The organism is Pseudomonas sp. WS 5079, from assembly GCF_012985465.1.
GTDB lineage: Bacteria > Pseudomonadota > Gammaproteobacteria > Pseudomonadales > Pseudomonadaceae > Aquipseudomonas.
Genome location: NZ_JAAQWN010000002.1, coordinates 233,269 through 257,376, shown reverse-complemented (window position 1 = coordinate 257,376; position 24,108 = coordinate 233,269). Strand labels below are relative to the sequence as shown.

General features: G+C 60.8%; 34 protein-coding genes. 27 read left to right on the top strand and 7 right to left on the bottom strand.

The features are described 5' to 3' along the window. Positions 1-84 precede the first annotated feature (84 nt). From HBO05_RS05680 to recX, 23 genes are all read left to right on the top strand, one after another. Positions 85-813, top strand: a complete 729-nt coding sequence (locus HBO05_RS05680; protein ID WP_169954574.1) for an XRE family transcriptional regulator — start codon at positions 85-87, stop codon at positions 811-813. A gap of 599 nt (positions 814-1,412) precedes the next feature. Then, positions 1,413-1,745 (top strand): phage holin family protein, encoded by a 333-nt coding sequence (locus HBO05_RS05675; protein ID WP_032858418.1) that lies wholly within the window; start codon positions 1,413-1,415, stop codon positions 1,743-1,745. 21 nt (positions 1,746-1,766) lie between these two features. Beyond that, the gene (locus tag HBO05_RS05670) at positions 1,767-2,279 is read left to right on the top strand and encodes a hypothetical protein (RefSeq protein ID WP_172312010.1); all 513 of its coding nucleotides are present in this window, start codon (positions 1,767-1,769) and stop codon (positions 2,277-2,279) included. A gap of 3 nt (positions 2,280-2,282) precedes the next feature. After that, positions 2,283-2,894 (top strand): phage baseplate assembly protein V, encoded by a 612-nt coding sequence (locus HBO05_RS05665; RefSeq protein WP_172312008.1) that lies wholly within the window; start codon positions 2,283-2,285, stop codon positions 2,892-2,894. Positions 2,895-2,903: 9 nt separating this feature from the next. Next, positions 2,904-3,236: a hypothetical protein gene (locus HBO05_RS05660; RefSeq protein ID WP_057439347.1), complete on the top strand. Its 333-nt coding sequence runs from the start codon at positions 2,904-2,906 to the stop codon at positions 3,234-3,236. After that, positions 3,233-4,228: a baseplate J/gp47 family protein gene (locus HBO05_RS05655; protein ID WP_172312006.1), complete on the top strand. Its 996-nt coding sequence runs from the start codon at positions 3,233-3,235 to the stop codon at positions 4,226-4,228. The genes HBO05_RS05660 and HBO05_RS05655 overlap by 4 nt, the downstream gene beginning before the upstream one ends. Further along, complete coding sequence (locus HBO05_RS05650) at positions 4,225-4,863, top strand: phage tail protein I (protein WP_172312004.1); 639 nt, start codon at positions 4,225-4,227, stop codon at positions 4,861-4,863. The genes HBO05_RS05655 and HBO05_RS05650 overlap by 4 nt, the downstream gene beginning before the upstream one ends. Then, the gene (locus HBO05_RS05645) at positions 4,860-5,393 is read left to right on the top strand and encodes a phage tail protein (RefSeq protein WP_172312002.1); all 534 of its coding nucleotides are present in this window, start codon (positions 4,860-4,862) and stop codon (positions 5,391-5,393) included. Before HBO05_RS05650 ends, HBO05_RS05645 begins: the two co-directional genes overlap by 4 nt. Positions 5,394-5,426: 33 nt before the next feature. Beyond that, positions 5,427-6,179, top strand: coding sequence for a hypothetical protein (locus HBO05_RS05640; protein ID WP_169954580.1), 753 nt, complete (start codon positions 5,427-5,429; stop codon positions 6,177-6,179). Positions 6,180-6,190: 11 nt separating this feature from the next. Continuing rightward, positions 6,191-6,427: a tail fiber assembly protein gene (locus tag HBO05_RS05635; protein ID WP_169954581.1), complete on the top strand. Its 237-nt coding sequence runs from the start codon at positions 6,191-6,193 to the stop codon at positions 6,425-6,427. 90 nt (positions 6,428-6,517) lie between these two features. Beyond that, positions 6,518-6,721: a hypothetical protein gene (locus HBO05_RS05630; RefSeq protein WP_170041847.1), complete on the top strand. Its 204-nt coding sequence runs from the start codon at positions 6,518-6,520 to the stop codon at positions 6,719-6,721. Positions 6,722-6,723: 2 nt separating this feature from the next. Then, entirely contained in the window at positions 6,724-7,890 is a 1,167-nt protein-coding gene (locus tag HBO05_RS05625; protein WP_169954582.1) for a phage tail protein, read from the top strand. Beyond that, the gene (locus HBO05_RS05620) at positions 7,890-8,396 is read left to right on the top strand and encodes a phage major tail tube protein (RefSeq protein WP_170041848.1); all 507 of its coding nucleotides are present in this window, start codon (positions 7,890-7,892) and stop codon (positions 8,394-8,396) included. Before HBO05_RS05625 ends, HBO05_RS05620 begins: the two co-directional genes overlap by 1 nt. 108 nt (positions 8,397-8,504) lie before the next feature. Beyond that, positions 8,505-9,071: a phage tail assembly protein gene (locus HBO05_RS05615; protein WP_170041849.1), complete on the top strand. Its 567-nt coding sequence runs from the start codon at positions 8,505-8,507 to the stop codon at positions 9,069-9,071. Positions 9,072-9,199: 128 nt separating this feature from the next. After that, on the top strand, positions 9,200-10,558 hold the full coding sequence (locus tag HBO05_RS29220) for a tail tape measure protein (RefSeq protein ID WP_262381380.1): 1,359 nt from the start codon (positions 9,200-9,202) through the stop codon (positions 10,556-10,558). Next, the gene (locus HBO05_RS05605) at positions 10,558-10,941 is read left to right on the top strand and encodes a phage tail protein (RefSeq protein WP_172312000.1); all 384 of its coding nucleotides are present in this window, start codon (positions 10,558-10,560) and stop codon (positions 10,939-10,941) included. The genes HBO05_RS29220 and HBO05_RS05605 overlap by 1 nt, the downstream gene beginning before the upstream one ends. Further along, positions 10,934-11,146, top strand: coding sequence for a tail protein X (locus tag HBO05_RS05600; RefSeq protein ID WP_172311998.1), 213 nt, complete (start codon positions 10,934-10,936; stop codon positions 11,144-11,146). The genes HBO05_RS05605 and HBO05_RS05600 overlap by 8 nt, the downstream gene beginning before the upstream one ends. A 9-nt stretch (positions 11,147-11,155) precedes the next feature. Beyond that, positions 11,156-12,166: a contractile injection system protein, VgrG/Pvc8 family gene (locus tag HBO05_RS05595; protein ID WP_172311996.1), complete on the top strand. Its 1,011-nt coding sequence runs from the start codon at positions 11,156-11,158 to the stop codon at positions 12,164-12,166. A gap of 20 nt (positions 12,167-12,186) precedes the next feature. Further along, complete coding sequence (locus tag HBO05_RS05590) at positions 12,187-12,735, top strand: glycoside hydrolase family 19 protein (RefSeq protein WP_172312363.1); 549 nt, start codon at positions 12,187-12,189, stop codon at positions 12,733-12,735. An 8-nt stretch (positions 12,736-12,743) separates the two neighbouring features. Next, entirely contained in the window at positions 12,744-13,229 is a 486-nt protein-coding gene (locus tag HBO05_RS05585) for a lysis protein (protein WP_262381379.1), read from the top strand. Between the two features lie 81 nt (positions 13,230-13,310). Next, positions 13,311-13,811 carry a CinA family protein gene (locus HBO05_RS05580; RefSeq protein ID WP_169954590.1) on the top strand — a complete coding sequence of 167 codons (501 nt, stop codon included), beginning with the start codon at positions 13,311-13,313 and terminating at the stop codon, positions 13,809-13,811. An 83-nt stretch (positions 13,812-13,894) separates the two neighbouring features. Continuing rightward, on the top strand, positions 13,895-14,953 hold the full coding sequence (gene recA, locus HBO05_RS05575) for a recombinase RecA (protein WP_029295312.1): 1,059 nt from the start codon (positions 13,895-13,897) through the stop codon (positions 14,951-14,953). An 8-nt stretch (positions 14,954-14,961) separates the two neighbouring features. Continuing rightward, positions 14,962-15,429 carry a recombination regulator RecX gene (gene recX, locus HBO05_RS05570; RefSeq protein WP_172311992.1) on the top strand — a complete coding sequence of 156 codons (468 nt, stop codon included), beginning with the start codon at positions 14,962-14,964 and terminating at the stop codon, positions 15,427-15,429. A 193-nt stretch (positions 15,430-15,622) separates the two neighbouring features. Here recX and HBO05_RS05565 read toward each other — a convergent pair whose 3' ends face one another. Both HBO05_RS05565 and HBO05_RS05560 read right to left on the bottom strand, forming a co-directional pair. Continuing rightward, positions 15,623-16,735, bottom strand: coding sequence for a TIGR00730 family Rossman fold protein (locus HBO05_RS05565; RefSeq protein ID WP_172311990.1), 1,113 nt, complete (start codon positions 16,733-16,735; stop codon positions 15,623-15,625). A 264-nt stretch (positions 16,736-16,999) separates the two neighbouring features. Further along, the gene (locus tag HBO05_RS05560) at positions 17,000-17,434 is read right to left on the bottom strand and encodes a PA3611 family quorum-sensing-regulated virulence factor (protein WP_169954592.1); all 435 of its coding nucleotides are present in this window, start codon (positions 17,432-17,434) and stop codon (positions 17,000-17,002) included. 194 nt (positions 17,435-17,628) lie between these two features. Here HBO05_RS05560 and HBO05_RS05555 point away from each other — a divergent pair, with 194 nt between their 5' ends. The 3 genes from HBO05_RS05555 to HBO05_RS05545 all read left to right on the top strand — a co-directional run bounded on the left by HBO05_RS05555 (position 17,629) and on the right by HBO05_RS05545 (position 19,589). Continuing rightward, on the top strand, positions 17,629-18,339 hold the full coding sequence (locus HBO05_RS05555; protein WP_169954593.1) for a tRNA-uridine aminocarboxypropyltransferase: 711 nt from the start codon (positions 17,629-17,631) through the stop codon (positions 18,337-18,339). Between the two features lie 162 nt (positions 18,340-18,501). Continuing rightward, entirely contained in the window at positions 18,502-19,152 is a 651-nt protein-coding gene (gene erdR, locus HBO05_RS05550; protein ID WP_169954594.1) for a response regulator transcription factor ErdR, read from the top strand. A 74-nt stretch (positions 19,153-19,226) separates the two neighbouring features. Further along, the gene (locus tag HBO05_RS05545; protein ID WP_169954595.1) at positions 19,227-19,589 is read left to right on the top strand and encodes a diacylglycerol kinase; all 363 of its coding nucleotides are present in this window, start codon (positions 19,227-19,229) and stop codon (positions 19,587-19,589) included. Here the strand turns inward: HBO05_RS05545 and HBO05_RS05540 are convergent. Continuing rightward, positions 19,586-20,512, bottom strand: coding sequence for a LysR family transcriptional regulator (locus HBO05_RS05540; RefSeq protein ID WP_169954596.1), 927 nt, complete (start codon positions 20,510-20,512; stop codon positions 19,586-19,588). The genes HBO05_RS05545 and HBO05_RS05540 overlap by 4 nt on opposite strands. Positions 20,513-20,637: 125 nt before the next feature. Here HBO05_RS05540 and fpr point away from each other — a divergent pair, with 125 nt between their 5' ends. Next, complete coding sequence (gene fpr, locus HBO05_RS05535; protein WP_003172178.1) at positions 20,638-21,417, top strand: ferredoxin-NADP reductase; 780 nt, start codon at positions 20,638-20,640, stop codon at positions 21,415-21,417. A gap of 147 nt (positions 21,418-21,564) precedes the next feature. Here the strand turns inward: fpr and tsaA are convergent, their stop codons facing one another. From tsaA to HBO05_RS05515, 4 genes are all read right to left on the bottom strand, one after another. After that, a complete protein-coding gene (gene tsaA / locus HBO05_RS05530) occupies positions 21,565-22,260 on the bottom strand; it encodes a tRNA (N6-threonylcarbamoyladenosine(37)-N6)-methyltransferase TrmO (RefSeq protein WP_172311988.1) in 696 nt (231 codons plus the stop codon). 3 nt (positions 22,261-22,263) lie between these two features. Further along, positions 22,264-22,725 (bottom strand): DUF1456 family protein, encoded by a 462-nt coding sequence (locus HBO05_RS05525; protein WP_057439364.1) that lies wholly within the window; start codon positions 22,723-22,725, stop codon positions 22,264-22,266. A 66-nt stretch (positions 22,726-22,791) separates the two neighbouring features. Then, positions 22,792-23,502: an rRNA pseudouridine synthase gene (locus HBO05_RS05520; RefSeq protein ID WP_170041858.1), complete on the bottom strand. Its 711-nt coding sequence runs from the start codon at positions 23,500-23,502 to the stop codon at positions 22,792-22,794. Between the two features lie 95 nt (positions 23,503-23,597). Continuing rightward, positions 23,598-24,068, bottom strand: coding sequence for a GNAT family N-acetyltransferase (locus HBO05_RS05515; protein WP_169954599.1), 471 nt, complete (start codon positions 24,066-24,068; stop codon positions 23,598-23,600). Between the last annotated feature and the right edge of the window lie 40 nt (positions 24,069-24,108).

Sequence of the window (24,108 nt, the reverse complement as noted above, 5' to 3'; positions counted from 1 at the left end):
GGCCAGGTACAACCGCATGCACCATGCACAAAATATGCAAATTAGCATTTGCCAACCCCAAAAACTCCCGTCACTATCCCATTTATGCAAAAACGCAACGTTTCTATCGTCTTAAGAGAGCTGCTCGCTCGCGACGGGATCTCCCCCACGGAGCTTCACCGGCGTACCGGCGTGCCTCAATCCACTCTGTCCCGGATTCTCAGCGGCAAGATCGTTGATCCGTCGGACAAGCACATCTCGCGTATTGCCGATTACTTCCGGGTGAGCACCGACCAGTTGCGCGGGCGCGCGGGGCCGGCGTGGCAGGATGAACGCGATCCGATGCATTCGGAGCTCAAGGATATAAGCCTGTGGGACGACGACACGCCCGTTAATGATGACGAGGTGTCGATCCCCTTTTTGCGCGAGGTTGAATTGGCTGCTGGATCAGGAAGATTCGTCATCGAGGAAAGCGAGAAGGCCAGCCTGCGTTTTGGTAAGCGCAGCCTGCGGCATAACGGTGTGCAGTTCGACCAGGCCAAGTGTGTGACGGTGCGTGGCAACAGCATGCTGCCGGTGTTGCGCGACGGGGCGACGGTGGGGGTGAATGCCGGCAAGAGCGGGATCGGCGATATCGTGGATGGTGACTTGTATGCCATCAATCACAACGGTCAATTGCGGGTCAAACAACTCTATCGCCTGCCGTCGGGGATTCGCTTGCGCAGTTTCAATCGTGACGAGCATCCGGATGAGGACTACAGCTTCCAGGATATCCAGGAGGAGCAGATCAGCATCCTCGGTCACGTTTTCTGGTGGGGCATGTACGCCCGTTAACCTCGCTCCGTAAGAAACAGCCCGCCCACGAGCGGGCTTTTTTTCGTCTGTGCAAAACCGCAAGTGTCCGCTATATAAGGGTTTTATGCGTTAACGCATTTTTGGTGGCGATATAAATGCATTTATGCATTGACTGTATATGCATACATGCATATTCTCCATCTCAAGCCAGCCAACAAGGCCTGGTGGAGGCGGCAAGGATGCTGCCAAGGAAGACAAGGAAGGCACGCAACACTGGCATGGACGCCACCGAGTGATGGCAAGGACGCCAGGCAACACCGGCAAGGATGCCGACGCTCTTTAGTTTCACGGTTTTACAACAGGCAGCGATGAACCGGCCTTGACGGTTCAGAGGGTTGGCAACTGACCCGGGTGTGCAGCGTAAAGCACCACAAGCAGTTATCCGGCAGACAGGGATCGTGGTCGGAAAAACATCGAGGAAAGATCCGTACCGCGCCAGTAGCGCCGAAAGATCCAAGGACCGCATTACTGAAAAGCCCGGGCCACCGGGCTTTTTGGAATGCCTACCGACACCCCCATCCATCTATTTAACAAAGCACCGGCCATCTGCCGGTTTTACGCATTCCAGGAGGCGTGACATGACAAACGAGCAGCAAGCGTTGGCAGAAATGCCTATCTGGCTGGTGATTATTCTGGCCCTGATTGGCGGTGTATCCGGGGAGATGTGGCGCGCCGACAAGGAGGGCGCCCGCGGTTGGTCACTGGTGCGCCGCCTGGCCCTGCGTTCCGGGGCGTGCATGGTGTGCGGGGTATCGGCGTTGATGCTGTTGTACGCCGCCGGCATGTCGATCTGGACGGCCGGTGCCCTGGGTTGCTTGACCGCCATGGCCGGCGCCGATGTCGCTATCGGCCTTTATGAGCGCTGGGCCGCCAAGCGCATCGGGGTCAACCAGCCCCCGGACTCAAAGTGATCGTTGCAAGGAAGCCACACCATGACCCTCATTGAAAAACCTTCACAACTGCCGATAGCCATCGGCCAGGCCCTGCGTACGGCGTTTCCCGAGCTACGGGTGGGCAGCCCGCCGAGCATCCTCGCGGCGGATGAACCCTGCGTGGCAATTACCGTCGAGCGTAATGGCCCAGGCGTCCGTTCCCTGGAGGGGCGCAAGGCCCATGTGCTGTCGATCTCGCTCAAGGTCATGTCCGCCCAGGGCGCGCAGCCTTTTGATGCCTGTGACCTGGCGAGCCGGCTGATGGACCTGGTGCTGGATAATCGTTGGCAGTTGCCGGCGGCCCAGTGCGATGTGCCCGTCAATATCGTTGCGCTGCCGTTGACCCTGGTGGGGGCCGACACTCACTACGACAGTTGGACCGTGTCCTTCAACCAAACCCTCTATCTCGGCCCGCCGCTGCTTGACGACCCTATCGGCAAGCCGCTGTTTGCCTGCACCTGGGAGGTGTCGAATATCGACGACCCCGATCAATACCGGCCATTGCAGGAGTAGCCCATGTTCGATGCACTGTTACGCCTGCAACTGGCGCCCATCGTCGAGCGCCTGGCGCAGATGGAAACCCAGCTTGAGGACCTCTATCGGCGCGCCGAGAGTTTTTGCCGGATCGGCGTATGCCAGGAGGTCGACGCGGCCAGCAATACCTGCAAGGTCAGGCATGGCGAATTGCTGACCCCGGCGATTCGTTTTTTCAACCCCAGCGCCGGGGCGCAGACGGAAACGCGGATTCCCACCGTGGGTGAGCAATGCCTGCTGCTCAACTACGGTGGCGGCGAGGGCGGCGGGCAGTCGGTGGCGCTGTTTGGCCTCAACAGTGATCGCTTCCCGCCGCTGTCCAGTGTGGTCAGCCTCACGAGCCGGCGTTATCCGGACGGCACGCAAAGCGCCTACGACGCCGCCGGTCATGTACTGGATTGGAACAATGGGCCCACGGCATTCAGCGGCTCACGCGAGCAGGTGGAAATGAGTCTGGGCGCCGCCCGTTTGGTCATGACCGCCGCAACCATCAGCGTGCAGGTCGGTGCAGTTGGCCTGCTGCTGGATGCGTCCGGCGTGCACTTGAGTGGCCCGGTGGTGGACCACCAGGGCCGAGTTATCAGCACGGCATAAGGATTTGCCATGATCGGAATAGAGAGAAACACCGGGGCCGTGGTGGACGACTGGCCGCAATTTGTCCAGCGCGCCACCCGGGCCCTGACCACACCTTTGGGCACACGGCAGAAACGCCCGCTGTACGGTTCGCTGATCCCGCAACTTCTGGGGCAGAACCTGGGCGATGACCTGTTGATCCTCGCCCAAAGCCACGCCGCCCAGGCTTTTTACAACCCACAGAACGGCATCGCCGATTTTGATCCGCAAGTCATCGTCGCCAATCGCCAGGGCGCTGGCCTGTTGCTGCGGTTTGCCGGGACCTGGAAAAACCGCAAGCAATCCTTCGAGGTGGTGACATGAGCATGTTGATCCCCGGGCAGAACCAATTGGCGCCGCCCGACCTGATCGCCGTCGACGAATTCGAGCCGTTACTGGCGCAGTTCAAGGCGTTTGTCGTCGACTATGTCGCCGCCCGCGCCCCGCAAAGCGCGGCCAAGCTCAAGGTCAGCCTGGACAATGAGAGCGAGTTGCTGACCCTGGCCCTGGAGGCGTTTTGTGTGCGCCTGCAAACCCATGAGCGCAAGTACAACGCGCGCATCCAGCAGATGCTGGCGTGGTGGGCCAACGGCAGCAACCTGGATGCGCGCCTGGCCGATATGGGCCTGGAGCGCCAGGTGCTCGACCCCGGCGACCCGGCGGCGTTCCCGCCGGTGCCGCCGACCCTCGAAAGCGATGACGATGCCCGGCTGCGCTACTACCTGGCACCCCACGCGCCGGCCGCTGGTTCGCGCATGCAGTATCGGCGCGAGGTCTTTACCCTCGGCGAACGGCCGGTGGTGAAAGTCCACGGTACTGCGGCGGGGGTGGTCACCGTCAGCTATACCTTCGACCCGGATGGCTATGCCGCCCAGGTCAAGGACGGCAACGCCCGGCGCACCGCACCTGGGCAAGTGATGGTCACCGTGCTGTCTCGTACCGGCAATGGCACGCCGTCGGCAGATTTGCTTGAAGGGGTGCGGCGTCATTTCGCCCGGCCCGATGTACGTCCGGAAACCGATTGGGTGACGGTGCAGGGCGCGCAGATCGTGCCGTACAAGATCCGCGTGGTGGCCAAGATCAACGCCGGCCCCGACTCGGGGCTGACGCAAGTGGCGGCCCAGCAGCTACTGCAAACCTATGCCGAATCCTGCCACTGCCTGGAAGGGCGCGTGGACCCGAGCTGGATCGACTACACCATCCACACCGCCGGGGCGGCGCAGTTGGAGATTCTCGAACCGCTGGCGCCGATTATCACCACGGCATTCCAGGCCCCGTATTGCATGGGTGTCGAGGTGGAGGTGCGCAGCTTATGACTGAACAATCTCCCAGCCTGTTGCCCGCCAACAGCTCACCGCTGGAGAAGGCGCTGGACCTGGGCTTTGGCCGACTGCTCGAACGGGTCGCCCCGCCATTCCCGGCGTTGATGAACCCGCTGCAAACGCCCGCGCCGTTCCTGCCTTACCTGGCCGCCGACCGTGGCGTCAGCGAATGGAATGCGTCTGCCAGCGAAACCGAAAAACGCCTCACGGTCGCCCTGTCCTGGCAAATCCAGCGCCAGGCCGGCACGCCCAAGGCGTTGAGCCACGCGGTCGAATCCCTGGGGTTTACCCCCAATATTCTGGCCTGGTACCAACAGCGCCCGCAGGCCCAGCCCTACACCTTTGACGTGCAGGCGATCATCGGCCGCAGTTGGTCCAGTGGCGACCACAACCGCCTGATCCGCCGCATCAACGCGGCCAAAAGCGAGCGCGATCTGGCCACCATCACCCTGGTGCACGAAGTGTTCGGTGGGCTGCCGATGACCGGCGCCACCCACCGTGCACTGAGCGACGGCGAGTTGTCGTTGTGGGGCGCGCTGCCGGAACTCGCATTGAGTTCAAGGCTAAACAGTGCCGGCATCGCCCAGCACTACACCATTAACGACTACGACCTCAGGGCGCAGCCATGACCGATGACATCACGCGCCTGGTGCGCTTCACCTCCAAGGGTTTGGATGAAGTGCTGCAGGCAAAGAACCAAGGCTTGAAAGGCGAAATCACCCACATCGCCGCCGGCACCGGCCGCTACAACCCCACCGGCAACGAAACCTCCCTGCGCAATGAGCGCCAGCGCGTAGCCATTGTGGACTACGAAGACCTGGGCCAGCGCCAACTGCGCATGGCCGCGCTGTTTGATGGCGATGGCGAATATGAGATTGGCGAGTTTGGGTTTTATCTCGCCAGCGGGACGCTGTTGGCCGTGTATTCGGTGGCGGGGCAGTTGCTGACGTATAAGGCGGCGGCGGCGCGGGTGCTACAGAAGTTCACGTTGGATATTTCGCCGTTGCCGGCGGATAGCGTCACCGTGATCGTGGGCTCGGAAAACCTCAACATCCTAATGGTGGATGAGTTGGCGTCGCTCTCGGCGGCGAGCATCGACAACATGGCGCGAGGAGTCGGAGTTTTATTCCGATTGATGGCGCTTGAAGCGAAGGCTTAACACAAGATCAATGCACTACAAGGAGTTTGAACATTGAGTACTGAACAGCAATTGGCCGCGGTTGTCAGCGCGGCAAATAATCTGACGGGTGTTGTGACTGGCAAGATTGGCGAGATTGACCGCGCCCTTGAAGTTGCACAACAAACCTACCGCGAACAGCTCGCCAGCCTGAATCAACGTTTGCCCAGGCTGGCGATTACGAAAAACTTCACCATGGTCCCGGACGCCAATGGCAACTTGGTTGATGGCTGGGATGTTCATCAGCAGGTCACTACTACCAAACTGCGTTCGATCGTCGCTACGTCACAGAGTGCGGGTCGCCCCCAGGCCGATGTCGACTTTATGCGAGAAGTGCAAGCCGATGTACGCGAGCAGTTCCCGGACTTCGAAATCCACGCTGCCGACTTTTGGCGAAACCCTATCCATGTCTGGCAGATGAAATGGTCGGACAACCTCGGAAGCCCGTGGCTTGCGTTTCCACATTCCATCGACGCCGCACGGCCAAGTGGTGGCGGGACCCTGCTTTTGAACTCGATGCTGACGATGGGCGCCTTTGTCCGGGTGGTTGAGGGCGAGATCAGGGGCACTTGGGCGACGGGTGCTGAGTCGGGCAAATGGCGTTGGTGTTCTTTGGCAATCCAGCCGGCCGGCGTGTTTGGTCAGTACATGATCATGCACCCGGAACGTGTTTCTGTCGGTGGGACAGTCGAGGTCATGCTTGCTGGTGCCTGTACCGGTGTCGTGACTAATCCGGCCGACTGGTCTTGCATGCTGGCTTTGGGTTAAGGAGACCTTTGATGAAACCTGTATTTGCATCTGCTGAACTGCATCCGTTGATTAAATGGAGTGTCATTCGAGCATCGCGCGACGCCGATCTGGCCGCCAGCGATTATGCGGCAATGCCGGATTACCCCATGGCGGATAAAGACCGCCCGGTGTTCGTCGCCTACCGCAAGGCACTGCGCGATATCCCCGACCAGGGCGCCGACCCGGATGCTGTGATCTGGCCTGAAAAACCGGCCTTCCTGAAGTAACTCACCCCACCGCGACAGCGGTTTTTTTTCGCCCGCCCAAAGCCCCTCCCGCAGGGGTTTTGCGCTTTTTGCACCCGGAGAATTCCCCCCATGGCCAACCGCCAAACCTACACCGTCCTCATCCCATTCCCCACCGGAGGTGGCCACTGGTCCACCGTCGGCCAGGAATTGGACCTGCTGGACGTCGAAGCAACCGCCCTGCGCACCGCCGGCCGCCTGGAATTGACCAGCGTGCTGGCTGCCGCCCAAGACACCCCACCGGCCAAGAAGGCCGTCACCAAGAAGGCTGAATAATCATGGCTGAGGTTTTGAACTTCGAGCATAACGGCATCACCGTCAATGCCAGCGAATCCCCCGAGGCCATGGGTGGCCTGGGTGACAACGTGATCGGCCTGGTCGGCACCGCGCCCAATGCGCACCTGTCGATCCCGAAAAACGCCCCGTTCCGTATCAACAGCTTCACCGCCCAGGCGCTGCTGGACCCCACCGGCGCCGAGTCGGGCACGCTGTTTCATGCGGTGTACCAGATCCTCAAAGTGGTCAAGGTGCCGGTGTATGTGGTGATCGTCGAAGAGGGCGCGACCCCGGCCGATACCCTCAACAACGTGATCGGCGGCAATGAGCCGGTGACCGGTCGCAAACTGGGCCTCGCGGCGCTTGGCAGCGTGCCCGAAGACCTGACCATCATCGGCGCCCCGGGCTTTACCGGGACCAAGGCTGTGGCCGGTGAATTTGCCGCGTTCGGCAAGCGCATCAAGGCCCGTGTGGTGCTGGACGGCAAAGACGCCAGCGTCGCCGACCAAGTGACCTACAGCGGCGAGCTGGGTGGCGAAGGCCTGGGTTTCGACCGCTGCCTGCTGGTGCACAACATGCCGTCGGTGTACTCCAAGGCGGCGAAGAAAAACGTGTTCCTCGCGCCGTCGTCCCTGGCCATCGCCGCATTGGCCAAGGTCAAGCAGTGGGAAAGCCCGGGCAATCAGGTGACCTTCGCCGAAGATGTTTCCCGCGTGGTCGAGTACAACATCCTCGACACCTCCACCGAAGGCGACCTGCTCAACCGCTACGGCGTGAGCTACTACGCGCGCACCGTCCTCGGTGGCTTCTCGCTGCTGGGTAACCGCTCCGTCACCGGCAAGTTCATCAGCTATGTCGGCCTGGAAGACGCCATCAGCCGCAAGCTGGTCAAGGCCGGGCAGAAAGCCATGGCGCACAACCTGACCAAGTCGTTCATGGACCAGGAGGTCAAGCGCATCAACGACTGGCTGCAAACCCTGGTGGCCGACGAAACCATCCCCGGTGGCAGCGTGTACCTGCACCCGGAACTCAACAGTGTCGAGAAGTACAAGAACGGCACCTGGTTCATCGTGATCGACTACGGCCGCTACGCGCCGAACGAACACATGGTTTATCAACTCAATGCCCGCGATGAAATCATCGAGCAATTCCTGGAGGACGTTCTCTAATGTTTACCAACCGAGTAAGACAGGCCATTGCGGCCACCCTCCAGGGCCTGCCGCTGTCGGCGACCGTCGAGGAATTCACCCCGCCGAAGATCGAGTTCGACATGGAGCCCATGTCCGGCGGGCGCTTTATCGCCGAGGAAATGGCCAAGAGTGCCAAGGTGCTGAACGCCAAGCTGGTGCTGCAAGGCGCCGGTCCCGAAATCATGCTGGCCCTGGGCGTGCGCCTGGGCGAAGACATCCTGCTCAACGTGCGCGAAGCGGGCCAGGACCAGGACGGCAAGACCTACTTCACCTACCACACCGTCGGCGGCAAGCTCAAATCCCTGGAGGAAGCCAAGCTGAAGATGGGCGAAAAGGCGACCACCACCCTGGATCTGTCCTGCCGCACCTACCATCGCCTGGACAACGGCGTGCCGGTGATCGACATCGACGTGCGCACCCAAAAGTTTGTGCTCAACGGCGTCGACATCCTCGGCGATGCCCGGCGTGCGGTGTTGATGCCGTAAACCTTTCCACGAATCGGAAATAGGCACGGCCAGTGTGGGAGCAGGCACGCCAGCTCCCACATTGACCGTGTCCACGTGTTCAACATTGTTCATCAAGGAATTTCGCCCATGGCCTGGAAGCCACCCCTGCATATTCTGCTGGCGCCCATCACCGCCGACAGCGGTGCGACGATCGAGCAGATCCAACTCAAACCCTTGTTCTACGCCCCACAAAAACAGGCGCTGGCCCGTGCGGGCGATGACGAGGACGATCAATTCTTCGAACTGGCCAAGCTGGCCACCGGCCTTTCGGAAAAAGAACTCGACCAACTCAAGCGCCCGGACTACGTGAGCATCGTGCAGTACGTGCACGACCTGTCGACGCGCCCGGCTTCGTTCTTCCTGGAAGGTTCCACCGAGCCCGGCGAACAGGTGCAACTGCTGCTGCCACTGGACGTGGCCGGCCGCGTGTTGACCAGCGTCACCCTGGAAATGCCCGCCCTGCGCGCCACCAAGGTGATGAAAAAGCTCGCCACCAACAAAGAGCGCGCCGAGTTCATTACCTCGCACTGCACCGGCCTGATGATCCCCGACCTGGACGGCCTGACCGTGCCGGACTGGACGGAGCTGCAGGAGCGCATCGACGATTTTTTAAACAAACCGGCGGACTTCTTTCGCAGCGCGATATCGAAGTAATCCTCGATGTTGTACCGCTGGTTTACTCGGTAAACGAAGCGGAAATTCTTGAATGGGATGCCGCAAAAGCATTGCGCCGCTACGACATCGCGATCAATCGCCTTGGCGTCAAATAGGAGTAGAGCGAGATGCAAGACCCTCGATATACGCTCAAGCTCGCCGACGAAGACAAGCGCTGGATGACCTTTCCCGCATTGGCCGAAAGTGGAGCCTTGCAACTGCCGGGTCTGCTTGAAGCACAGGACGAAAGTCTGGTTGGTGCCACCAGTGTGGGCGGCGCAACAGAACCGCCGTCTGAGCTGAGCCTGGCCCTGGCCAATGCCAGCCTGCATATCCACGCGTTGACCGAAGAACAGGTGCGCCTGCGCGAGAGCCTGGAAACCCTTAATGGCACCCTGTTTATCACGGGCGGCTCCCTGCTCGGTGGTGTCGCTGCAAGCTCCGTCCCTGTGGCTCCAGAGGCCACCCAAGACAAGGAGCCGGCAGCGGACTCCTGGTACACCAAGGGGGCAAAGTGGTTGGGGGAGGGCTATCTCGAGACGGCCAGGAGCCGGTTAACGGGCAAGGCTGTCGATGTGACGCTTGGCAAGTTGCCCGGCGTGGGGAAACTGTTCCGCGACGATAGCAAGGATTGCTGCTGCCCAGGGGCAACCGAAACCTTGAAGGGACGTGCGCGTTTTCTGCCGAAAAAAACGCTGCGCGAGAGACTCACGGAGCGGTCGTCGTCGAAAAAAACCACCCGCGTCGGCAGCAGCATTGCTGGGTCAATGGCAACGCTGCAGCGTTTTTTTGGACAGGCCAGCAAGGCGTTTGACGGGCCCAAAGTGGGTTTTCATGGTGCGTCGTTTCAAGCTGATCGGCCCGCTCCGCGCCTGGGCGAGCGTTCATCCAAGGCGCTTGTTTCACCCGTTCGTGGGCCGCTGTTGCTCAGCGCTCCAGCGCTCGTTTTGCCCAAGACTATCCCCTCCAGCCTGGTTTCAACGATGACCAAACTGGAGTCCGTCGGCACTCGATCCCTTGCGCCGCTGCGCTACGCCGACACCGCCGTCAACCTCGTCCAAGGTGTGCGCAATGGCGACCTGCAAGCGGTTGGCAGTAGCCTCGGCACTGCCGGCGGTGCATGGGCCGGCGCCACTGCCGGCGCAGCCCTTGGTACCCTGGTTTTGCCAGGCGTTGGCACTGCCGTCGGTGGCCTGATCGGCGGCCTGTTGGGCGGCGAAGCGGGCACCTGGCTGGGGGAGAAACTCTTCCCTTCCAGCAATCGCCTGCCATCGCCCGATGCAGTGAGCAAAGAGCTCAACAGCGCCCGCTCGGACAACGTCCAGGTCACCCTGGCACCGAGCATCCAGATCACCGGCGTCAACCCCGCCGACGCCCAGCAGGTGGTCGACCGGGTCCTGCAAACCCTGCAAAACCAATGCGTGCCGATGCTCAGCGATTCACTGGCGGTTCGGCGCAACGCGGCACTGACCGATGGAGGTGATTAATGCGACAGCAGATGGTGCTGGGCGACTTTATTTTCGGGCTGTCCCGAGGGTTCGCCTATTCCACGCTCCAGCGCAGCAGTGATGGCGGCTGGGGTGACCTGGAGATTATTGCCAGCAAGCCCCAGTCGCGGCAAAACGGCCAGAAGCTGGAAAAACTGACCTTCGCCGGCACCGCCATGGCGGCCGTTGGCATGCAGCGCCTGGACCAATTGCGCGCCTTGCAGGATGCACGGGCACCGCTGCCGTTGGTTGATGGCATCGGCCGCAACTGGGGCCTGTGGCGCATTACCGGGCTCACGGAAAACCAGGCCAATGTGATCGACGACGGCACTGCCATGTTGATCAATTGGTCGCTGGTGCTGGAGGAATTTATCAATGCGTAGAGTGCGAAGTATTGCCGGTGATTCGGTCAACCTGCTGCTTTACCGCGAGCTTGGACGGTGCGATGACGCAGCCGAAGAAACCCTCTGGCGCTTGAACCCCGGGCTTGCCGAGCATGGCCCGGTGTTGCCGGCGGGCGTAGGGGTGATCGTGCCCGAGATGGACGCGCAACCGGGTGTTGCAAAGCCCATTTCGGCCTGGGATTAAGGAGGCAGCATGGCAATGGGATTTACCCCGGTCGTGGAGATTTATGGCGCCAACGCAGCTCTGATCAACCCGCGGCTGATGCAGTGGAAGCACACCGATGCGGCGGGGATCGAATCCGACCGCCTGGAACTGACCATCAACATCGAGGGCCTGGAAGGCCTGCCTAGCCTGGGCGCCAAGATCGGTTTGCGCGTGGGTTACCGCGAGTCGGGCCTGGTGGAAAAAGGCGAGTTTGTGATTACCCAGCGCACACCTTACCTGTTTCCCATGCGCCTGGTGATCGTGGCCACGGCGGCGCCGTTCAGCGTGATGGACCAGAGTGGCTACCGCCAGCGCCGTTCCGCCAGCCATGGGCCCACGACCCTCGGTGCGCTGTTTCGCCAACTGGCGACGCGGCATGGGTTTTCGCCCAGGGTGGCGCCGTCGCTGGATGGGATTGCGATTGATCATATCGACCAGTCCAACGAGACCGACATGGGCTTTATCACCCGCCTGGCCGGGCGTTACAACGCGGTGACCAAGCCGGTCAACGAGCTGTATGTGCTGGCGGAAAGCGGCCAGGTCAAGTCGCTCTCGGGCCAGCAACTGCCGGATGTGCGGCTGTCGGTGACCCATGACAACCGTCCCGGCGAGCAGGCGTTTATCAGTGCCCGGGTTGATGAAAATGCGCGGGCCAAATACCAGGGTTGCCGTGTCAGTTGGTGGGATGCCGCGGCCTCTCGCCAGCGCGTGGTCGAGGTGGGGATCGCACCGTTCAAGACGTTGCGCCAACGGTGCCAGAGTGAAACCGAAGCGCGCTCAGTGGCACAGGGCGAGTTGCGCCGGGTGGGGCGTGAAGGTTTGAGCATCACTATCGACTGCCCTGGTAACCCGTTGCTGTCCGCCGAAGGGCTGTTGCTGCTGGATGAAACCTGGCCGGGGTATATGCAGGGGCGTTGGTCGATTGACAAGGTGACCCACGCAGGCGACACCGCGACGGGGTATCGCAGTTCGATCATGGCCCGTGGATTGGCCTCTTAAATGGTTGGAGATCAAGGATGATGACGCTGACGCAGTTGCAACAGATCCTGCCTAACGCCCGCGCCCAAGCGGGCGTTTTTATTTTGGCGCTGAACGCCGCCATGCTCCATCGACACATCACCGGGCCTAAGCGGATGGCGGCCTTTATCGCCCAGGTCGGGCACGAGTCCGGCGAGCTGCGTTACGTGCGTGAACTGGGCGGCGAGCACTACCTGAGCAAATACGACACGGGCACCTTGGCTGCACGCCTGGGCAACACTCCCGACGCCGACGGTGACGGCCAGAAGTACCGGGGCCGCGGCTTGATCCAGATTACCGGGCGGCGCAATTACCTGGCCTGCAGCCGGGCGCTGTTTGGCGATGAACGTCTGCTGCATTTCCCCGAACTGCTGGAACAACCGCAATGGGCGGCGGAATCCGCCGCCTGGTTCTGGCACAGCAATGGCTTGAATGAATTGGCGGACCAGGACCAGTTCACCGCCATCACCCGCCGGATCAATGGCGGCCTCAATGGGTTGGAGCATCGCCAGCAATTGTGGGCGAAGGCGAGGGCGGTGTTATGCAGTTGAGCTGGCGCATGCTGGCTGTTGTCCTGCTGATGGTCATCCCGGCGGCGGCCAGCTGGCAGGTCCAGGCCTGGCGCCATGGCCTTGCCTTTGAACGCCAGGCTGCGCGGCATTCAGAGGTGCTCAACCGACAAAGCCAGGCGGCGCTGGGCCAATACCGGGCTGAACAGCACAGGCGCCAGGCGTTGGAGCAACAGCTTCAGGCCAGCGATCAACAACACACCCGGGAGTTGAACGATGCACAGCGTCACCAGGTTTATCTGCGCGACCGGCTGGCCACTGCTGATGTGCGCTTGTCAGTCCTTCTCGACGCCGCCGACCCCGCCAACAGCCACGCAATGCCAGCCACCGCTGCCGGCAGCGTGGTTCATGGCGCCGCGCGAGGCCGACTTGACCCGGCGCATGCTCAACGAATTATCGGCATCACCGATGCCGGCGATGACGGATTGATCGCGTTGCGGGCCTGCCAGGCCTATGTGCAGGTCATCTCCCGGTAAGTCGATGAACCCGTCTGCACCTTGCGTGGCCGATGGGCTCCTGTAGGGTAGGCAAACCCCCGCACTTTCCTGGAGACGACCGTGAAGGAAATTACCCAACTCGCCGCCGAACTTGGCCGGCGTTTGCAGGTGCTCAATGCCCACGTCACCACCGCCGAGTCCTGCACCGGTGGTGGTATTGCCGAAGCCATCACCCGTATTCCGGGGAGTTCGGCCTGGTTCGAGGCCGGGTACGTGACCTATTCCAATCGGCAGAAGACCCGCCAGCTGAATGTGCCACAGGGTTTGTTCCCCAAGGTCGGCGCGGTCAGCCGTGAAGTGGTCGAGGCCATGGCCCGGGGCGCCCAGGAAAAAAGCCTGGCGCGGTTTGCCGTGGCGGTCAGTGGTGTGGCGGGCCCCGATGGCGGCTCGCCGGACAAACCGGTGGGCACCGTATGGCTGGCCTGGGGCGTCGGCGAAGAGGTTACGGCCGAGTGCCAGCACTTCCCCGGCAACCGCGACGAGGTCCGCCGACAAACGGTAAAGGCCGCATTAGAGGGGCTGTTGCGACGAGCTGCAGCAGAAATAGAAAATCAGGGGTAGGCGATCCCCGATCTTTATGGAACAATACTGTCTACTTATACAGGTGTTGGCCGTCAGGCCTTATTGATTACGTGAGGACTTTAATGGACGACAACAAGAAGAAAGCCTTGGCTGCGGCCCTGGGTCAGATCGAACGTCAATTCGGCAAGGGTGCCGTAATGCGTATGGGCGATCACGACCGTCAGGCGATCCCGGCTATTTCCACTGGCTCTCTGGGTCTGGACATCGCGCTCGGCATTGGCGGCCTGCCAAAAGGCCGTATCGTTGAAATCTACGGTCCAGAGTCTTCTGGTAAAACCACCCTGACCCTGTCGGTGATTGCCCAGGCCCAAAAAATGGGCGCCACCTGCGCGTTCGTCGATGCCGAGCACGCCCTGGATCCTGAATACGCGGGCAAGCTGGGCGTCAATGTCGACGACCTGCTGGTTTCGCAGCCGGACACTGGCGAACAAGCCCTGGAAATCACCGACATGCTGGTGCGCTCCAACGCCATCGACGTGATCGTGGTCGACTCCGTGGCGGCCCTGGTGCCGAAGGCCGAGATCGAAGGCGAAATGGGCGACATGCACGTCGGCCTGCAAGCCCGTCTGATGTCCCAGGCCCTGCGTAAAATCACCGGTAACATCAAGAACGCCAACTGCCTGGTGATCTTCATCAACCAGATCCGGATGAAGATCGGCGTAATGTTCGGCAGCCCGGAAACCACCACCGGTGGTAACGCGCTGAAGTTCTACGCTTCGGTCCGTCTGGACATCCGCCGTACCGGCGCGGTGAAGGAAGGTGACGAGGTTGTCGGTAGCGAAACCCGCGTCAAGGTGGTGAAGAACAAGGTAGCCCCGCCATTCCGTCAGGCTGAGTTCCAGATTCTCTACGGCAAGGGTATCTACCTGAACGGCGAGATGATCGACCTGGGCGTGCTGCACGGTTTTGTCGAGAAGTCCGGTGCCTGGTATGCCTACAACGGCAGCAAGATCGGTCAGGGCAAGGCCAACTCGGCCAAGTTCCTGCAGGACAACCCGGATATCGCGGCGACCCTTGAGAAGCAAATCCGCGACAAGCTGCTGACCCCGGCGCCAGACGTCAAGGCTGCGGCTAACCGTGAACCTGTTGATGACATGGCAGAAGCCGACGCTGATATCTGAGTCCAACGATGACAGTTGTACTCGATACGCTGGTTGCCGTACGGCGTACGGCAATGGACCTGCTCGCACGACGCGAGCATGGTCGTGTCGAGCTGACGCGTAAATTGCGTCAGCGTGGCGCCCCTCCCGAAATGATTGAAACAGCCCTCGACCGCCTGACGGAAGAGGGGCTGCTTTCCGAAGCCCGATATCTCGAAAGTTTTGTTTCCTACCGGGCACGCTCGGGCTACGGGCCTGCGCGGATTCGCGAGGAGCTGAGTCAGCGGGGCTTGCTGCGCGCGGATATCGATCTGGCACTGCGCGAGTGTGGCATCAGTTGGCAAACACAACTGGAAGACACCTGGCGCCGCAAATTTGCTGGCCATCTGCCTATTGATGCCCGTGAGCGTGCCAAGCAAGGGCGTTTTTTGAGTTATCGCGGGTTTTCGATGGAGATGATCAGCCGGCTGTTGAGCGGTCGAGATCTGGACGACTGATTCTTCGGCAAGCGACGATCAAAGGTGGGAGCTGTCGAACTCCTGCGAGGCTGCGATGGTGGCCTCACAGCGAATAGTGTATTGCCTGACACGCCGCCATCGCGCCTCGCAGGGGCTCGACAGCTCCCACATAAAACAGCACTAAAAAAAGGCCCGCTATGAAAATAGCGGGCCTTTTTTGTGTTTTACGGCATCACGCCGGTTCCGGCGCTACCCGTTGCTGTGCTTTACCCTGAGCCTCAGCCCAGTTCTCCGGCAGGTTGATGTAATCCACCAACTCCCGCAACCGCCCCTGGTTCCGCCCGGTGAAGTTGAACACCAGGCGCGTCAGGTGGCTGAAGCGTGCTTCATCGTGCTCTTCGCCCCCGTAGGGCAGTTGCTGGAAGTCATCACTGAGCCGCAGATCAGCGAAGGCCGTCTGTATATGCGCCATTGCCTGCTCGCTGAGCGGATGGTTCATGCGCACCACGAACTGGCGCTTCAACCAGCGAGTGGAATGGAAGTTGGCATAGAACTGGTTGATTTCATGCACCGCCTCTTCAGCGCTGTGAACCAGGCGTACCAGCTTGAGATCGGTGGGCAAGATGTAGCGGTTGGCCTCCAGTTGGTTGCGAACAAACTCCAGGGCACCTTTCCAGAAACCGCCGCCGGGCTCGTCCAGCAGCACCACAGGCACCAACGGGCTCTTGCCGGTCTGGATCAACGTCAGGACTTCCAGCGCTTCATCCAGGGTGCCGAAGCCGCCGGGGCAGAGCACCAACCCATCAGCTTCCTTGACGAAAAACAGCTTGCGGGTAAAGAAGAAGTGAAATGACAGCAGGTTTTCCGTGCCATCAATGGTCGGGTTGGCATGCTGCTCAAAGGGCAGGGTGATATTGAACCCCAGGCTGTGTTCCAGGCCCGCCCCTTCGTGGGCCGCGGCCATGATGCCGCCGCCGCCGCCGGTAATGACCATCAGATCCGAGCGGGCCAGGGCTGCGCCCACTTCCCGCGCCAGGGCATAGAGCGGGCTTTCCACTGGTGTGCGGGCCGAGCCGAAGACGGTGACCTTGCGTCGGCCCTTGAACTGTTCGAGCACGCGAAACGCATGGTCCAGTTCATTTATCGCCTTCAATGTGATCTTGGCGTTCCAGCGGTCGCGGTCGTCCTGGGCCATGCGCAGCACGGTGAGGATCATGTCGCGATACAGGGAGATATTCGGGCTGCTGGGGGCAATCAGCTTGAGTTGCGCTTCGACCTGTTGTGTAAGGTCGGTCCCGTTTTCTGGAAAATGACGGGACAGCAGGTCATTCGGTTGATCAGGCATTCAGCTTCTCCTTCGTTACAGAGCCCCGGCGTCTTGCTTGCAGGCTGCTGACGGCGACGAAACAGGCTCTGTATGTTCCTTGTGGTTAAAAACCTTTGCACTGCAAGTCACGCGAGGGCAACCTTTTTTGCCCTGGAAATGTTACCGGATCGCTCGATCATGAGCCCCTAAAGTCTTGTCTGGCAATAACTTAATGGGCATTGATCGAGGTTTTGCGGGCGGGAGCTGTCGCGCCGTTGGCCAACGGCGCGTGGGAGAGGGGGCTTACTTTTTCTTCTTGGCCGGGGCCGGGCAATCAGTCTCGACGAACTTGACCGAGGCCACTGGCCGGTTGGTCTTGTTTTCGGTGATTTCGTAGCGCATCACGGCGCCCTTGGCCATCAACTCGCGATAGCCTTTGTTCAGGCAAACGCTTTGTCCCAGTTGGAAGTACACGGCTTTGGGGTTGGCGCGCATTTGCTCGGCGCGCTCGGGCAGCACGCTCAAGTGGTCAATCAGTTGCATGCCTTCGACGGTGTAGGCCACTTCCAGGGTTTGCTCATCAATTTCCCTGGGCAGGTCTTTGTTGCTTTCTGCCGCGACGCTTTGCAGTTTCTTGTTCATTTGCAGCTCCACCAGGGAGGCTGCCTGGGCGCCCAAGGGCAATACCAGCGCCAGGGCGACGGTCGGGGCGGCAAGACGCAACATAAGACGCAGCATGAAACTCTCCTGATTCGGTTACTGGTCCATAGACCCATCACTGCGCTATGCGTTCAGTGGCGCAGGATTATAGGTGACCTGTCGCCGCGACGGCCAGGCGTATTGGCGGGGCGGCTCTGGTAAACTGCTGGCACTTTTGCCTGCCCCCGAGTTTTGTCCGTGTCGATTTTCATCGCTTCACAACGGCACCCGCTATGAGCCACGCGGTGTTCCGTCTGCGTACCCAGCGCCTGGCCCGTGCCGTCAGCCCCTTTGTCGCACGCGGCTCGCGTGCCGAACGTTGCCCCAGATGCCGAGTGATCCCCCAATACTGCCTGTGCGCCTGGCGTCCCAAGGTCCAGGCCAGGTCGGCCATGTGCCTGTTGATGCACGATGTGGAGCCGATGAAGCCCAGCAATACCGGTTGGCTGATCGCTGATGTGATCGAAGACACCAGCGCCTTCCCCTGGACGCGCACGGCCGTCGAACCTGAGTTGCTGGCGCTGCTGGCCGACCCGCAATGGCAGCCCTACATCGTCTTTCCCGGCGAGTTTGTGGCGCCGCAGCGGGTGGTCAGCGAGGTGAAGGTGGCGCAGGGCAAGCGCCCGTTGTTTATCCTGCTGGACGGCACCTGGAGCGAAGCGCGCAAGATGTTTCGCAAGAGCCCGTATCTGGAGCACCTGCCGGTACTGAGCCTGGAGCCGGAGCAGCTTTCGCGCTACAAATTGCGCCGCTCCAAGCGTGATGACCACTTCTGCACCGCCGAAGTGGCCGCGTTGTGCCTGGAACTGGCCGAGGACCAGCAGGCCAGCGAAGTGCTGGACGCCTACCTGGATGTTTTCAGTACCCATTACCTGGCGGCCAAGTTCCAGTTGGCGCTGGATCCGACGGACAGTGTCCACACCCGTCTGGCACCTTATCTGTAGGACTTCGGGGTCAGATGACCTTTGCATGATGGCACTGCATCGCCTGAGCCGGCTAAAATGCCATCAAGCGTAACTGTTCGTGACAGCCGCTGGCTGGCACCTTGTACGTTGGCGAGCACCGAACCCATCGGTGCTCCCATAAAAAACAGGATCATTTAATAAATGGCCACATACGAAATCCTGATTGCCGATGACCACCCGCTTTTTCGCAGCGCGCTGCACCAGGCCGTCACACTGGGCCTGGGCCCGGACGTCCGCCTGGTGGAAGTGGGCAGCATCGCTGAGCTGGAAGCCCGCCTGACTGACAAGACCGATTGGGATCTGGTGCTGCTGGACCTGAACATGCCCGGTGCCTACGGGTTTTCCGGCCTGGTGCTGTTGCGCGGGCAATACCCGCAGATTCCGGTGGTGATGGTGTCGGCCCAGGAAGAGGCAGACGTCGTAGTGCGTTCCCGCGAGTTCGGGGCCAGTGGTTTTATCCCCAAGTCCAGCTCCATGGAGCAGATTCAAGCAGCGGTGCGCACGGTGTTGGACGGTGATGTCTCATGGCCGCCGCAGGCATTCGAAGAAATCAACGTGTCCGCCGAAGCCAAGGCCGCCCAGGAAGGGCTCGCCAGCCTCACGCCACAGCAGTTTCGTGTATTGACCATGGTCTGCGAGGGCTTGCTGAACAAGCAGATCGCCTATGAGCTGAGCGTGTCTGAAGCGACCATCAAGGCACACGTTACCGCGATCTTCCGTAAGCTGGGCGTGCGCACCCGCACCCAGGCGGCGCTGCTGTTGCAACAACTTGAGTCAATTTCCCACTCATAGGCCTGCTCGATTCACGCTTTTTTGACTTGGCGTGCTCTAGCTTCCTTCCATCTTTTTTGCTCAGTTGCCTACCTATGTCGCCTTTCAAGGGTCAAACCGGTATCAAACGTATCTTCAACGCCGGGGGCTATTCCCTCGATGGCCTGCGTGCCGCTTTCACCGGCGAGGCGGCTTTTCGTCAGTTGGTGTTGCTCAACGTTATCCTGATTCCGTTGAGCTTTTTCCTCAGCGTCAGCCGTGTAGAGCGCGCACTGTTGATTGCCGTGTGCTTGCTTGCGTTGATTGTCGAGTTGCTCAACTCGGCGGTGGAAGCGGCCATCGACCGGATCTCCCTGGATCGCCACCCCTTGTCGAAAAACGCCAAGGACATGGGCAGCGCCGCGCAATTCGTCGCGCTGACCATGATTACCGTGGTGTGGGCCGTGATCCTGATCTAGGCGATATTCGGCAGCACGATCTCGTCGCTGCGCTGCACCCCGGCGGTAAAGGCGCGGCACAGTTCGAGGAACTCGCGCATGGCCGAGGTCTGGTACTTCTGTTTATGCCAGATAAAGTAGAACTGCCGGGCCAGGTCCAGGTCCGGGGTCTCGACGGGCACCAGGCTGCCGCGCCGGAACGCATCCCGTAGCGCCAGGCGGGAAATGCAGCCAATCCCCAATCCCGACTCCACGGCGCGCTTGATCGCCTCGGTGTGCTCCAGCTCCAGGCGGATATTCAGCGCGCTGCGATGATGGCGCATGGCCTGATCAAACGTCAGGCGCGTCCCGGAGCCCTGCTCCCGCAGGATCCAGGCTTCATGGGTCAACTGCTCCATGCTCGCCTGGCCACGCAGGGCCAGGGGATGCTGGGGCGCACAGAACACCACCAGTTCATCCTCGACCCAGGTTTGCACCTCAATGTCCGGGTGGCTGCAGTCACCTTCGATTAGACCCAGATCAATTTCGTAATGCGCAACCTGATGCACGATATGCGCAGTGTTCTGTACATGCAGCTTCACCTGGCTCTCGGGATGCTGCTGCATGAAACTGCCGATCAGCAGTGTGGCCAGGTAATTGCCGATGGTCAGGGTCGCGCCGACTGCCAGGGAGCCGAAGCCGGACTTGCCGTTGAGCAGGTCTTCGATTTCCTTGGCCTGGTCCAGCAGCGCCACCGCCTGGGGCAGCAACTGATGACCCAGGGCGTTGAGGCTCAGGCGTTTACCGGCGCGGTCGAACAATTGGCAGCTGGATTGGCGCTCCAGCTCGGTGATCGAGGTGCTGGCGGCGGATTGAGATAAGGCCAGAAGGCCAGCAGCGCGTGACACACTTTCCTGCTGGGCGACGGCGACGAAGACTTGCAGTTGACGGAGAGTAAATCGCATATCGATATAACCGATAACCCTTATCTTAATAATCCAGTTAACAGATATTGTCGCCGCCATTAGAATACTGTGCAATTGCGCACCTATCATTTTGGCGCAGACCCATTTCCAGGAGTTCCCCGTACATGAGCAACATGAACCACGAGCGTGTCCTCAGTGTTCATCACTGGAACGACACTCTGTTCAGCTTCAAGTGCACCCGCGATCCGGGCCTGCGCTTCGAGAACGGTCAGTTCGTGATGATCGGCCTGCAGCAGCCCAACGGCCGCCCGCTCATGCGTGCTTACTCCATTGCCAGCCCGAACTGGGAAGAGCATCTGGAGTTCTTCAGCATCAAGGTCCCGGATGGCCCGCTGACTTCCCAATTGCAGCATTTGAAGGAAGGCGACGAGATCATCATCAGCAAAAAACCGACGGGCACCCTGGTGCTCGACGATCTGAAGCCGGGCAAACACCTGTATCTGCTCAGCACCGGTACTGGTCTTGCGCCATTCATGAGCGTGATCCAGGACCCGGAAACCTACGAGCGCTTTGAAAAAGTGATCCTGTGCCACGGCGTGCGTTACGTCAACGAAGTCGCTTACCGCGAATTCATCACCGAGCACCTGCCACAGAACGAGTTCTTCGGCGAAGCGCTGCGTGAAAAGTTGATCTACTACCCGACCGTGACCCGCGAGCCGTTCGAAAACGAAGGCCGCCTCACCGACCTGATGCGCAGCGGCAAGCTGTTCAGCGATATCGGCCTGCCGCCGATCAATCCTGAAGACGACCGCGCCATGCTGTGCGGTAGCCCGAGCATGCTCGACGAGACCAGCGAAGTGCTGAACAGCTTCGGCCTGAAGGTTTCGCCACGCATGCGTGAGCCGGGTGACTACCTGATCGAACGTGCGTTCGTCGAGAAATAAACGCGGTCAAAAAATGTGGGAGCTGCCCGGTGTAGGAGCTGGCTTGCCTGCGATATAGGCACCTCGGTGTATCAGTTACACCACAGTGATGCCATCGCAGGCAAGCCAGCTCCTACACCGGCCAGCTCCCATATTTGTTTTTGGCGTTTATTCGGCCGCAACCACTTCAAGCACACAAATCATCCCCGCCTCGGGATAGTGCCAACGCACATCCACATCCCAGAAGCGCACTCCATATTCGCGCTCCGGCCCTGGCGTCTGATACGCCGGCCGTGGATCCTGCGCCAGACACTGCTCAATCAGCTCTACCAGCGGCTCGTCCAGGCGCTGGCCGTGGCTGTGAGCCTGGTGCAGGGCGGTCTTGAGCCACTGCACAGGAATCAGCGGTGGTGCGCTGCTGGCGATGCTGTTGGTGGCGGTGTCGATGATGTCGGCATAGGGCACATACGGCTTGATATCCAGGACCGGCGTGCCATCGAGCAGATCGATCCCGGAAATCCACAGCCGGCCCGGCTCTACCTTGTCCAGCTTGACCACTGACTGGCCAATGCCATTGGGGCGATGGGTCGCGCGGGTGGCAAATACGCCCATGGACGTGTTGCCGCCCAGGCGTGGCGGGCGCACTTTCAAGCGCGGCTTGTCTTCCAGGGCCTGATGAAACAGGAACAGCAGCCACACATGGCTGACCTGCTCCAGGCCCTGTACTGCCTCACCCTGGTCGAACGGCGCGACCAACTCCAACACGCCGCGGGCGGCGGGCGCCAGTTGTGGCTGGCGCGGGATGGCGAACTTCTCCTTGAAACAGGAGCGTACGAAGCCGATGGGCGAGACGTTGTAACTCATAGCTTACGCGCGAACCCGCAGGGTCAGGCCCTTGAGGAAGTTACGCAGCAACTGGTCGCCACACGGGCGATAGTTGGTGTGGCCGAACTTGCGGAACAGCGCGCTCAGTTCCGGCTTGGACACCGGGAACTCGGCTGCCTTGAGGATGGCGTGCATGTCGTCTTCCTTGAGTTCGAAGGCCACGCGCAGTTTCTTGAGGATGATGTTGTTGGTCACCGGGGTTTCGATCGGCTGCGGTGGACGGCTTTCGTCCTTGCCGCGCTTGAAGATCACCAGGCCATCGAGGAAGTGCGCCATGACTTCGTCAGGGCAGAACACGAAGCCTTCTTCCTCGTCTTTCTTGAGGTAGGTCAGCAGGTCGTCCTTGGACACTTCCATGCCGCCGATCTTGATGATCTCGACCATCTTGTTGTCGCTGATGTCGAGCATGTAGCGCACGCTGCGCAGTACGTCGTTGTGAATCATGGTGGGCAATCCTGGTATTCGACTGTAGACCTCGCCCGGGCGGGCGAGGTCGAGAGATAGGGTGGCTTAGAACTTTTCTTTGCCGGACATGTAGCGCCACTGGCCGACCGGCACCTTGCCGATGGACACGCCGCCAATGCGGATGCGGCGAATGGCCACAACCTTCAGGCCAATGGCTTCGCAGAACAGGGCAATGATGCCGGGCTGCGGGTTTTTCAGGGCAAAGCGCAGGCGGTTCTCGTTCTGCCAGCTGGCTTTGACTGCAGGCAACTCCTTGCCTTTGTACATCAGGCCGTGGGCGAGGCGGTTCAGGCCGTGCGCGGCCACGTCGCCTGAGACTTCAACCACATACTCCTGCTCGATCTTGGCGGCGTCGGCCGTCAGCTTGCGCAGGATCTTCCAGTCCTGGGTAAACACCAACAGGCCGCTGGCCTTGGCTTGCAGGTCGGCGCTGGCGGTCAGGCGCAGGAAGTGGCCCTTGAGCGGGCGCTTGCTGAAGCGGTGCTCCTCGGACAGGGTCTCGGCGCTGAGGGACTGCATCGCGCTGTCGACGTCCACGCCGGCCGGCGCATGAAACAGGATAGTCACCGGCTCTGGAGCGGTGGCCTTGGCCTCGGGATCAAGTTCGACTTTTTGTGTCGTGACCTTGAACTGCGGTTCATCGATCACTTCGCCATCCACCGAGACCCAGCCGCCTTCGATGAACAGCTCGGCCTCCCGACGGGAGCAACCGACCAGTTCGATAAGGCGTTTGGAGAGGCGTATGGGGTCAGTCATGACAAGGGCCGTAACAAAAGGGGGCAGCTATTGTACCTGCCTGGAGCCGGTTAATCCCGGCCCCATTTCGCCGCAGTTGCTTTTTGTGGGAGGTGTCAGCCACTGCGTGTTTGCTGGGCCTGGCGCAAACGCATATGCAGCAACGGATAAGGCTGCCCCATGCCGTCATGCTCGGTGCGCCCGATCACTTCAAAACCCTGCTTGATATAGAAGCCCAGGGCCTGGGGGTTTTGTTCGTTGACGTCCAGCTCATCGGCATTCATCGAGGTAATGGCATAGTGCAGCAACTGCCGGCCCAGGCCCTGGCCCCGGTAGTGCGGGTCGATGAACAGCATTTCCACCTTGCCCGCCGCAACGCCGGCAAACCCGGTGATCCGTTGGCGCGCGTCCTTGGTGCAGATCAACATCACGGCATCCAGGTAGCGCGTCAGCACCAGGTGCCTGAGGCGTTCGATGTAGCTTTGCGGCAGGAAGTCATGGGTGGCGCGCACCGAGGCCTCCCAGATCCGGGTCAGCTCCGGGTAGTCGCTGGTTTTTGGGGTGTGGATGACCGAGTGCTGGCCCATGCCCGCTGCTCCTTGCTGCTTGTTGGCGTTGATGGGGCAA

Bases quoted from the DNA above. Each gene is read 5' to 3' on its own strand.
- HBO05_RS05680 (WP_169954574.1), top strand. From the start codon at position 85: ATGCAAAAACGCAACGTTTCTATCGTCTTAAGAGAGCTGCTCGCTCGC.
- HBO05_RS05675 (WP_032858418.1), top strand. From the start codon at position 1,413: ATGACAAACGAGCAGCAAGCGTTGGCAGAAATGCCTATCTGGCTGGTG.
- HBO05_RS05670 (WP_172312010.1), top strand. From the start codon at position 1,767: ATGACCCTCATTGAAAAACCTTCACAACTGCCGATAGCCATCGGCCAG.
- HBO05_RS05665 (WP_172312008.1), top strand. From the start codon at position 2,283: ATGTTCGATGCACTGTTACGCCTGCAACTGGCGCCCATCGTCGAGCGC.
- HBO05_RS05660 (WP_057439347.1), top strand. From the start codon at position 2,904: ATGATCGGAATAGAGAGAAACACCGGGGCCGTGGTGGACGACTGGCCG.
- HBO05_RS05655 (WP_172312006.1), top strand. From the start codon at position 3,233: ATGAGCATGTTGATCCCCGGGCAGAACCAATTGGCGCCGCCCGACCTG.
- HBO05_RS05650 (WP_172312004.1), top strand. From the start codon at position 4,225: ATGACTGAACAATCTCCCAGCCTGTTGCCCGCCAACAGCTCACCGCTG.
- HBO05_RS05645 (WP_172312002.1), top strand. From the start codon at position 4,860: ATGACCGATGACATCACGCGCCTGGTGCGCTTCACCTCCAAGGGTTTG.
- HBO05_RS05635 (WP_169954581.1), top strand. From the start codon at position 6,191: ATGAAACCTGTATTTGCATCTGCTGAACTGCATCCGTTGATTAAATGG.
- HBO05_RS05630 (WP_170041847.1), top strand. From the start codon at position 6,518: ATGGCCAACCGCCAAACCTACACCGTCCTCATCCCATTCCCCACCGGA.
- HBO05_RS05625 (WP_169954582.1), top strand. From the start codon at position 6,724: ATGGCTGAGGTTTTGAACTTCGAGCATAACGGCATCACCGTCAATGCC.
- HBO05_RS05620 (WP_170041848.1), top strand. From the start codon at position 7,890: ATGTTTACCAACCGAGTAAGACAGGCCATTGCGGCCACCCTCCAGGGC.
- HBO05_RS05615 (WP_170041849.1), top strand. From the start codon at position 8,505: ATGGCCTGGAAGCCACCCCTGCATATTCTGCTGGCGCCCATCACCGCC.
- HBO05_RS29220 (WP_262381380.1), top strand. From the start codon at position 9,200: ATGCAAGACCCTCGATATACGCTCAAGCTCGCCGACGAAGACAAGCGC.
- HBO05_RS05605 (WP_172312000.1), top strand. From the start codon at position 10,558: ATGCGACAGCAGATGGTGCTGGGCGACTTTATTTTCGGGCTGTCCCGA.
- HBO05_RS05600 (WP_172311998.1), top strand. From the start codon at position 10,934: ATGCGTAGAGTGCGAAGTATTGCCGGTGATTCGGTCAACCTGCTGCTT.
- HBO05_RS05595 (WP_172311996.1), top strand. From the start codon at position 11,156: ATGGCAATGGGATTTACCCCGGTCGTGGAGATTTATGGCGCCAACGCA.
- HBO05_RS05590 (WP_172312363.1), top strand. From the start codon at position 12,187: ATGACGCTGACGCAGTTGCAACAGATCCTGCCTAACGCCCGCGCCCAA.
- HBO05_RS05585 (WP_262381379.1), top strand. From the start codon at position 12,744: ATGCTGGCTGTTGTCCTGCTGATGGTCATCCCGGCGGCGGCCAGCTGG.
- recA (WP_029295312.1), top strand. From the start codon at position 13,895: ATGGACGACAACAAGAAGAAAGCCTTGGCTGCGGCCCTGGGTCAGATC.
- recX (WP_172311992.1), top strand. From the start codon at position 14,962: ATGACAGTTGTACTCGATACGCTGGTTGCCGTACGGCGTACGGCAATG.
- HBO05_RS05565 (WP_172311990.1), bottom strand. From the start codon at position 16,735: ATGCCTGATCAACCGAATGACCTGCTGTCCCGTCATTTTCCAGAAAAC.
- HBO05_RS05560 (WP_169954592.1), bottom strand. From the start codon at position 17,434: ATGCTGCGTCTTATGTTGCGTCTTGCCGCCCCGACCGTCGCCCTGGCG.
- HBO05_RS05555 (WP_169954593.1), top strand. From the start codon at position 17,629: ATGAGCCACGCGGTGTTCCGTCTGCGTACCCAGCGCCTGGCCCGTGCC.
- erdR (WP_169954594.1), top strand. From the start codon at position 18,502: ATGGCCACATACGAAATCCTGATTGCCGATGACCACCCGCTTTTTCGC.
- HBO05_RS05545 (WP_169954595.1), top strand. From the start codon at position 19,227: ATGTCGCCTTTCAAGGGTCAAACCGGTATCAAACGTATCTTCAACGCC.
- HBO05_RS05540 (WP_169954596.1), bottom strand. From the start codon at position 20,512: ATGCGATTTACTCTCCGTCAACTGCAAGTCTTCGTCGCCGTCGCCCAG.
- fpr (WP_003172178.1), top strand. From the start codon at position 20,638: ATGAGCAACATGAACCACGAGCGTGTCCTCAGTGTTCATCACTGGAAC.
- tsaA (WP_172311988.1), bottom strand. From the start codon at position 22,260: ATGAGTTACAACGTCTCGCCCATCGGCTTCGTACGCTCCTGTTTCAAG.
- HBO05_RS05525 (WP_057439364.1), bottom strand. From the start codon at position 22,725: ATGATTCACAACGACGTACTGCGCAGCGTGCGCTACATGCTCGACATC.
- HBO05_RS05520 (WP_170041858.1), bottom strand. From the start codon at position 23,502: ATGACTGACCCCATACGCCTCTCCAAACGCCTTATCGAACTGGTCGGT.
- HBO05_RS05515 (WP_169954599.1), bottom strand. From the start codon at position 24,068: ATGGGCCAGCACTCGGTCATCCACACCCCAAAAACCAGCGACTACCCG.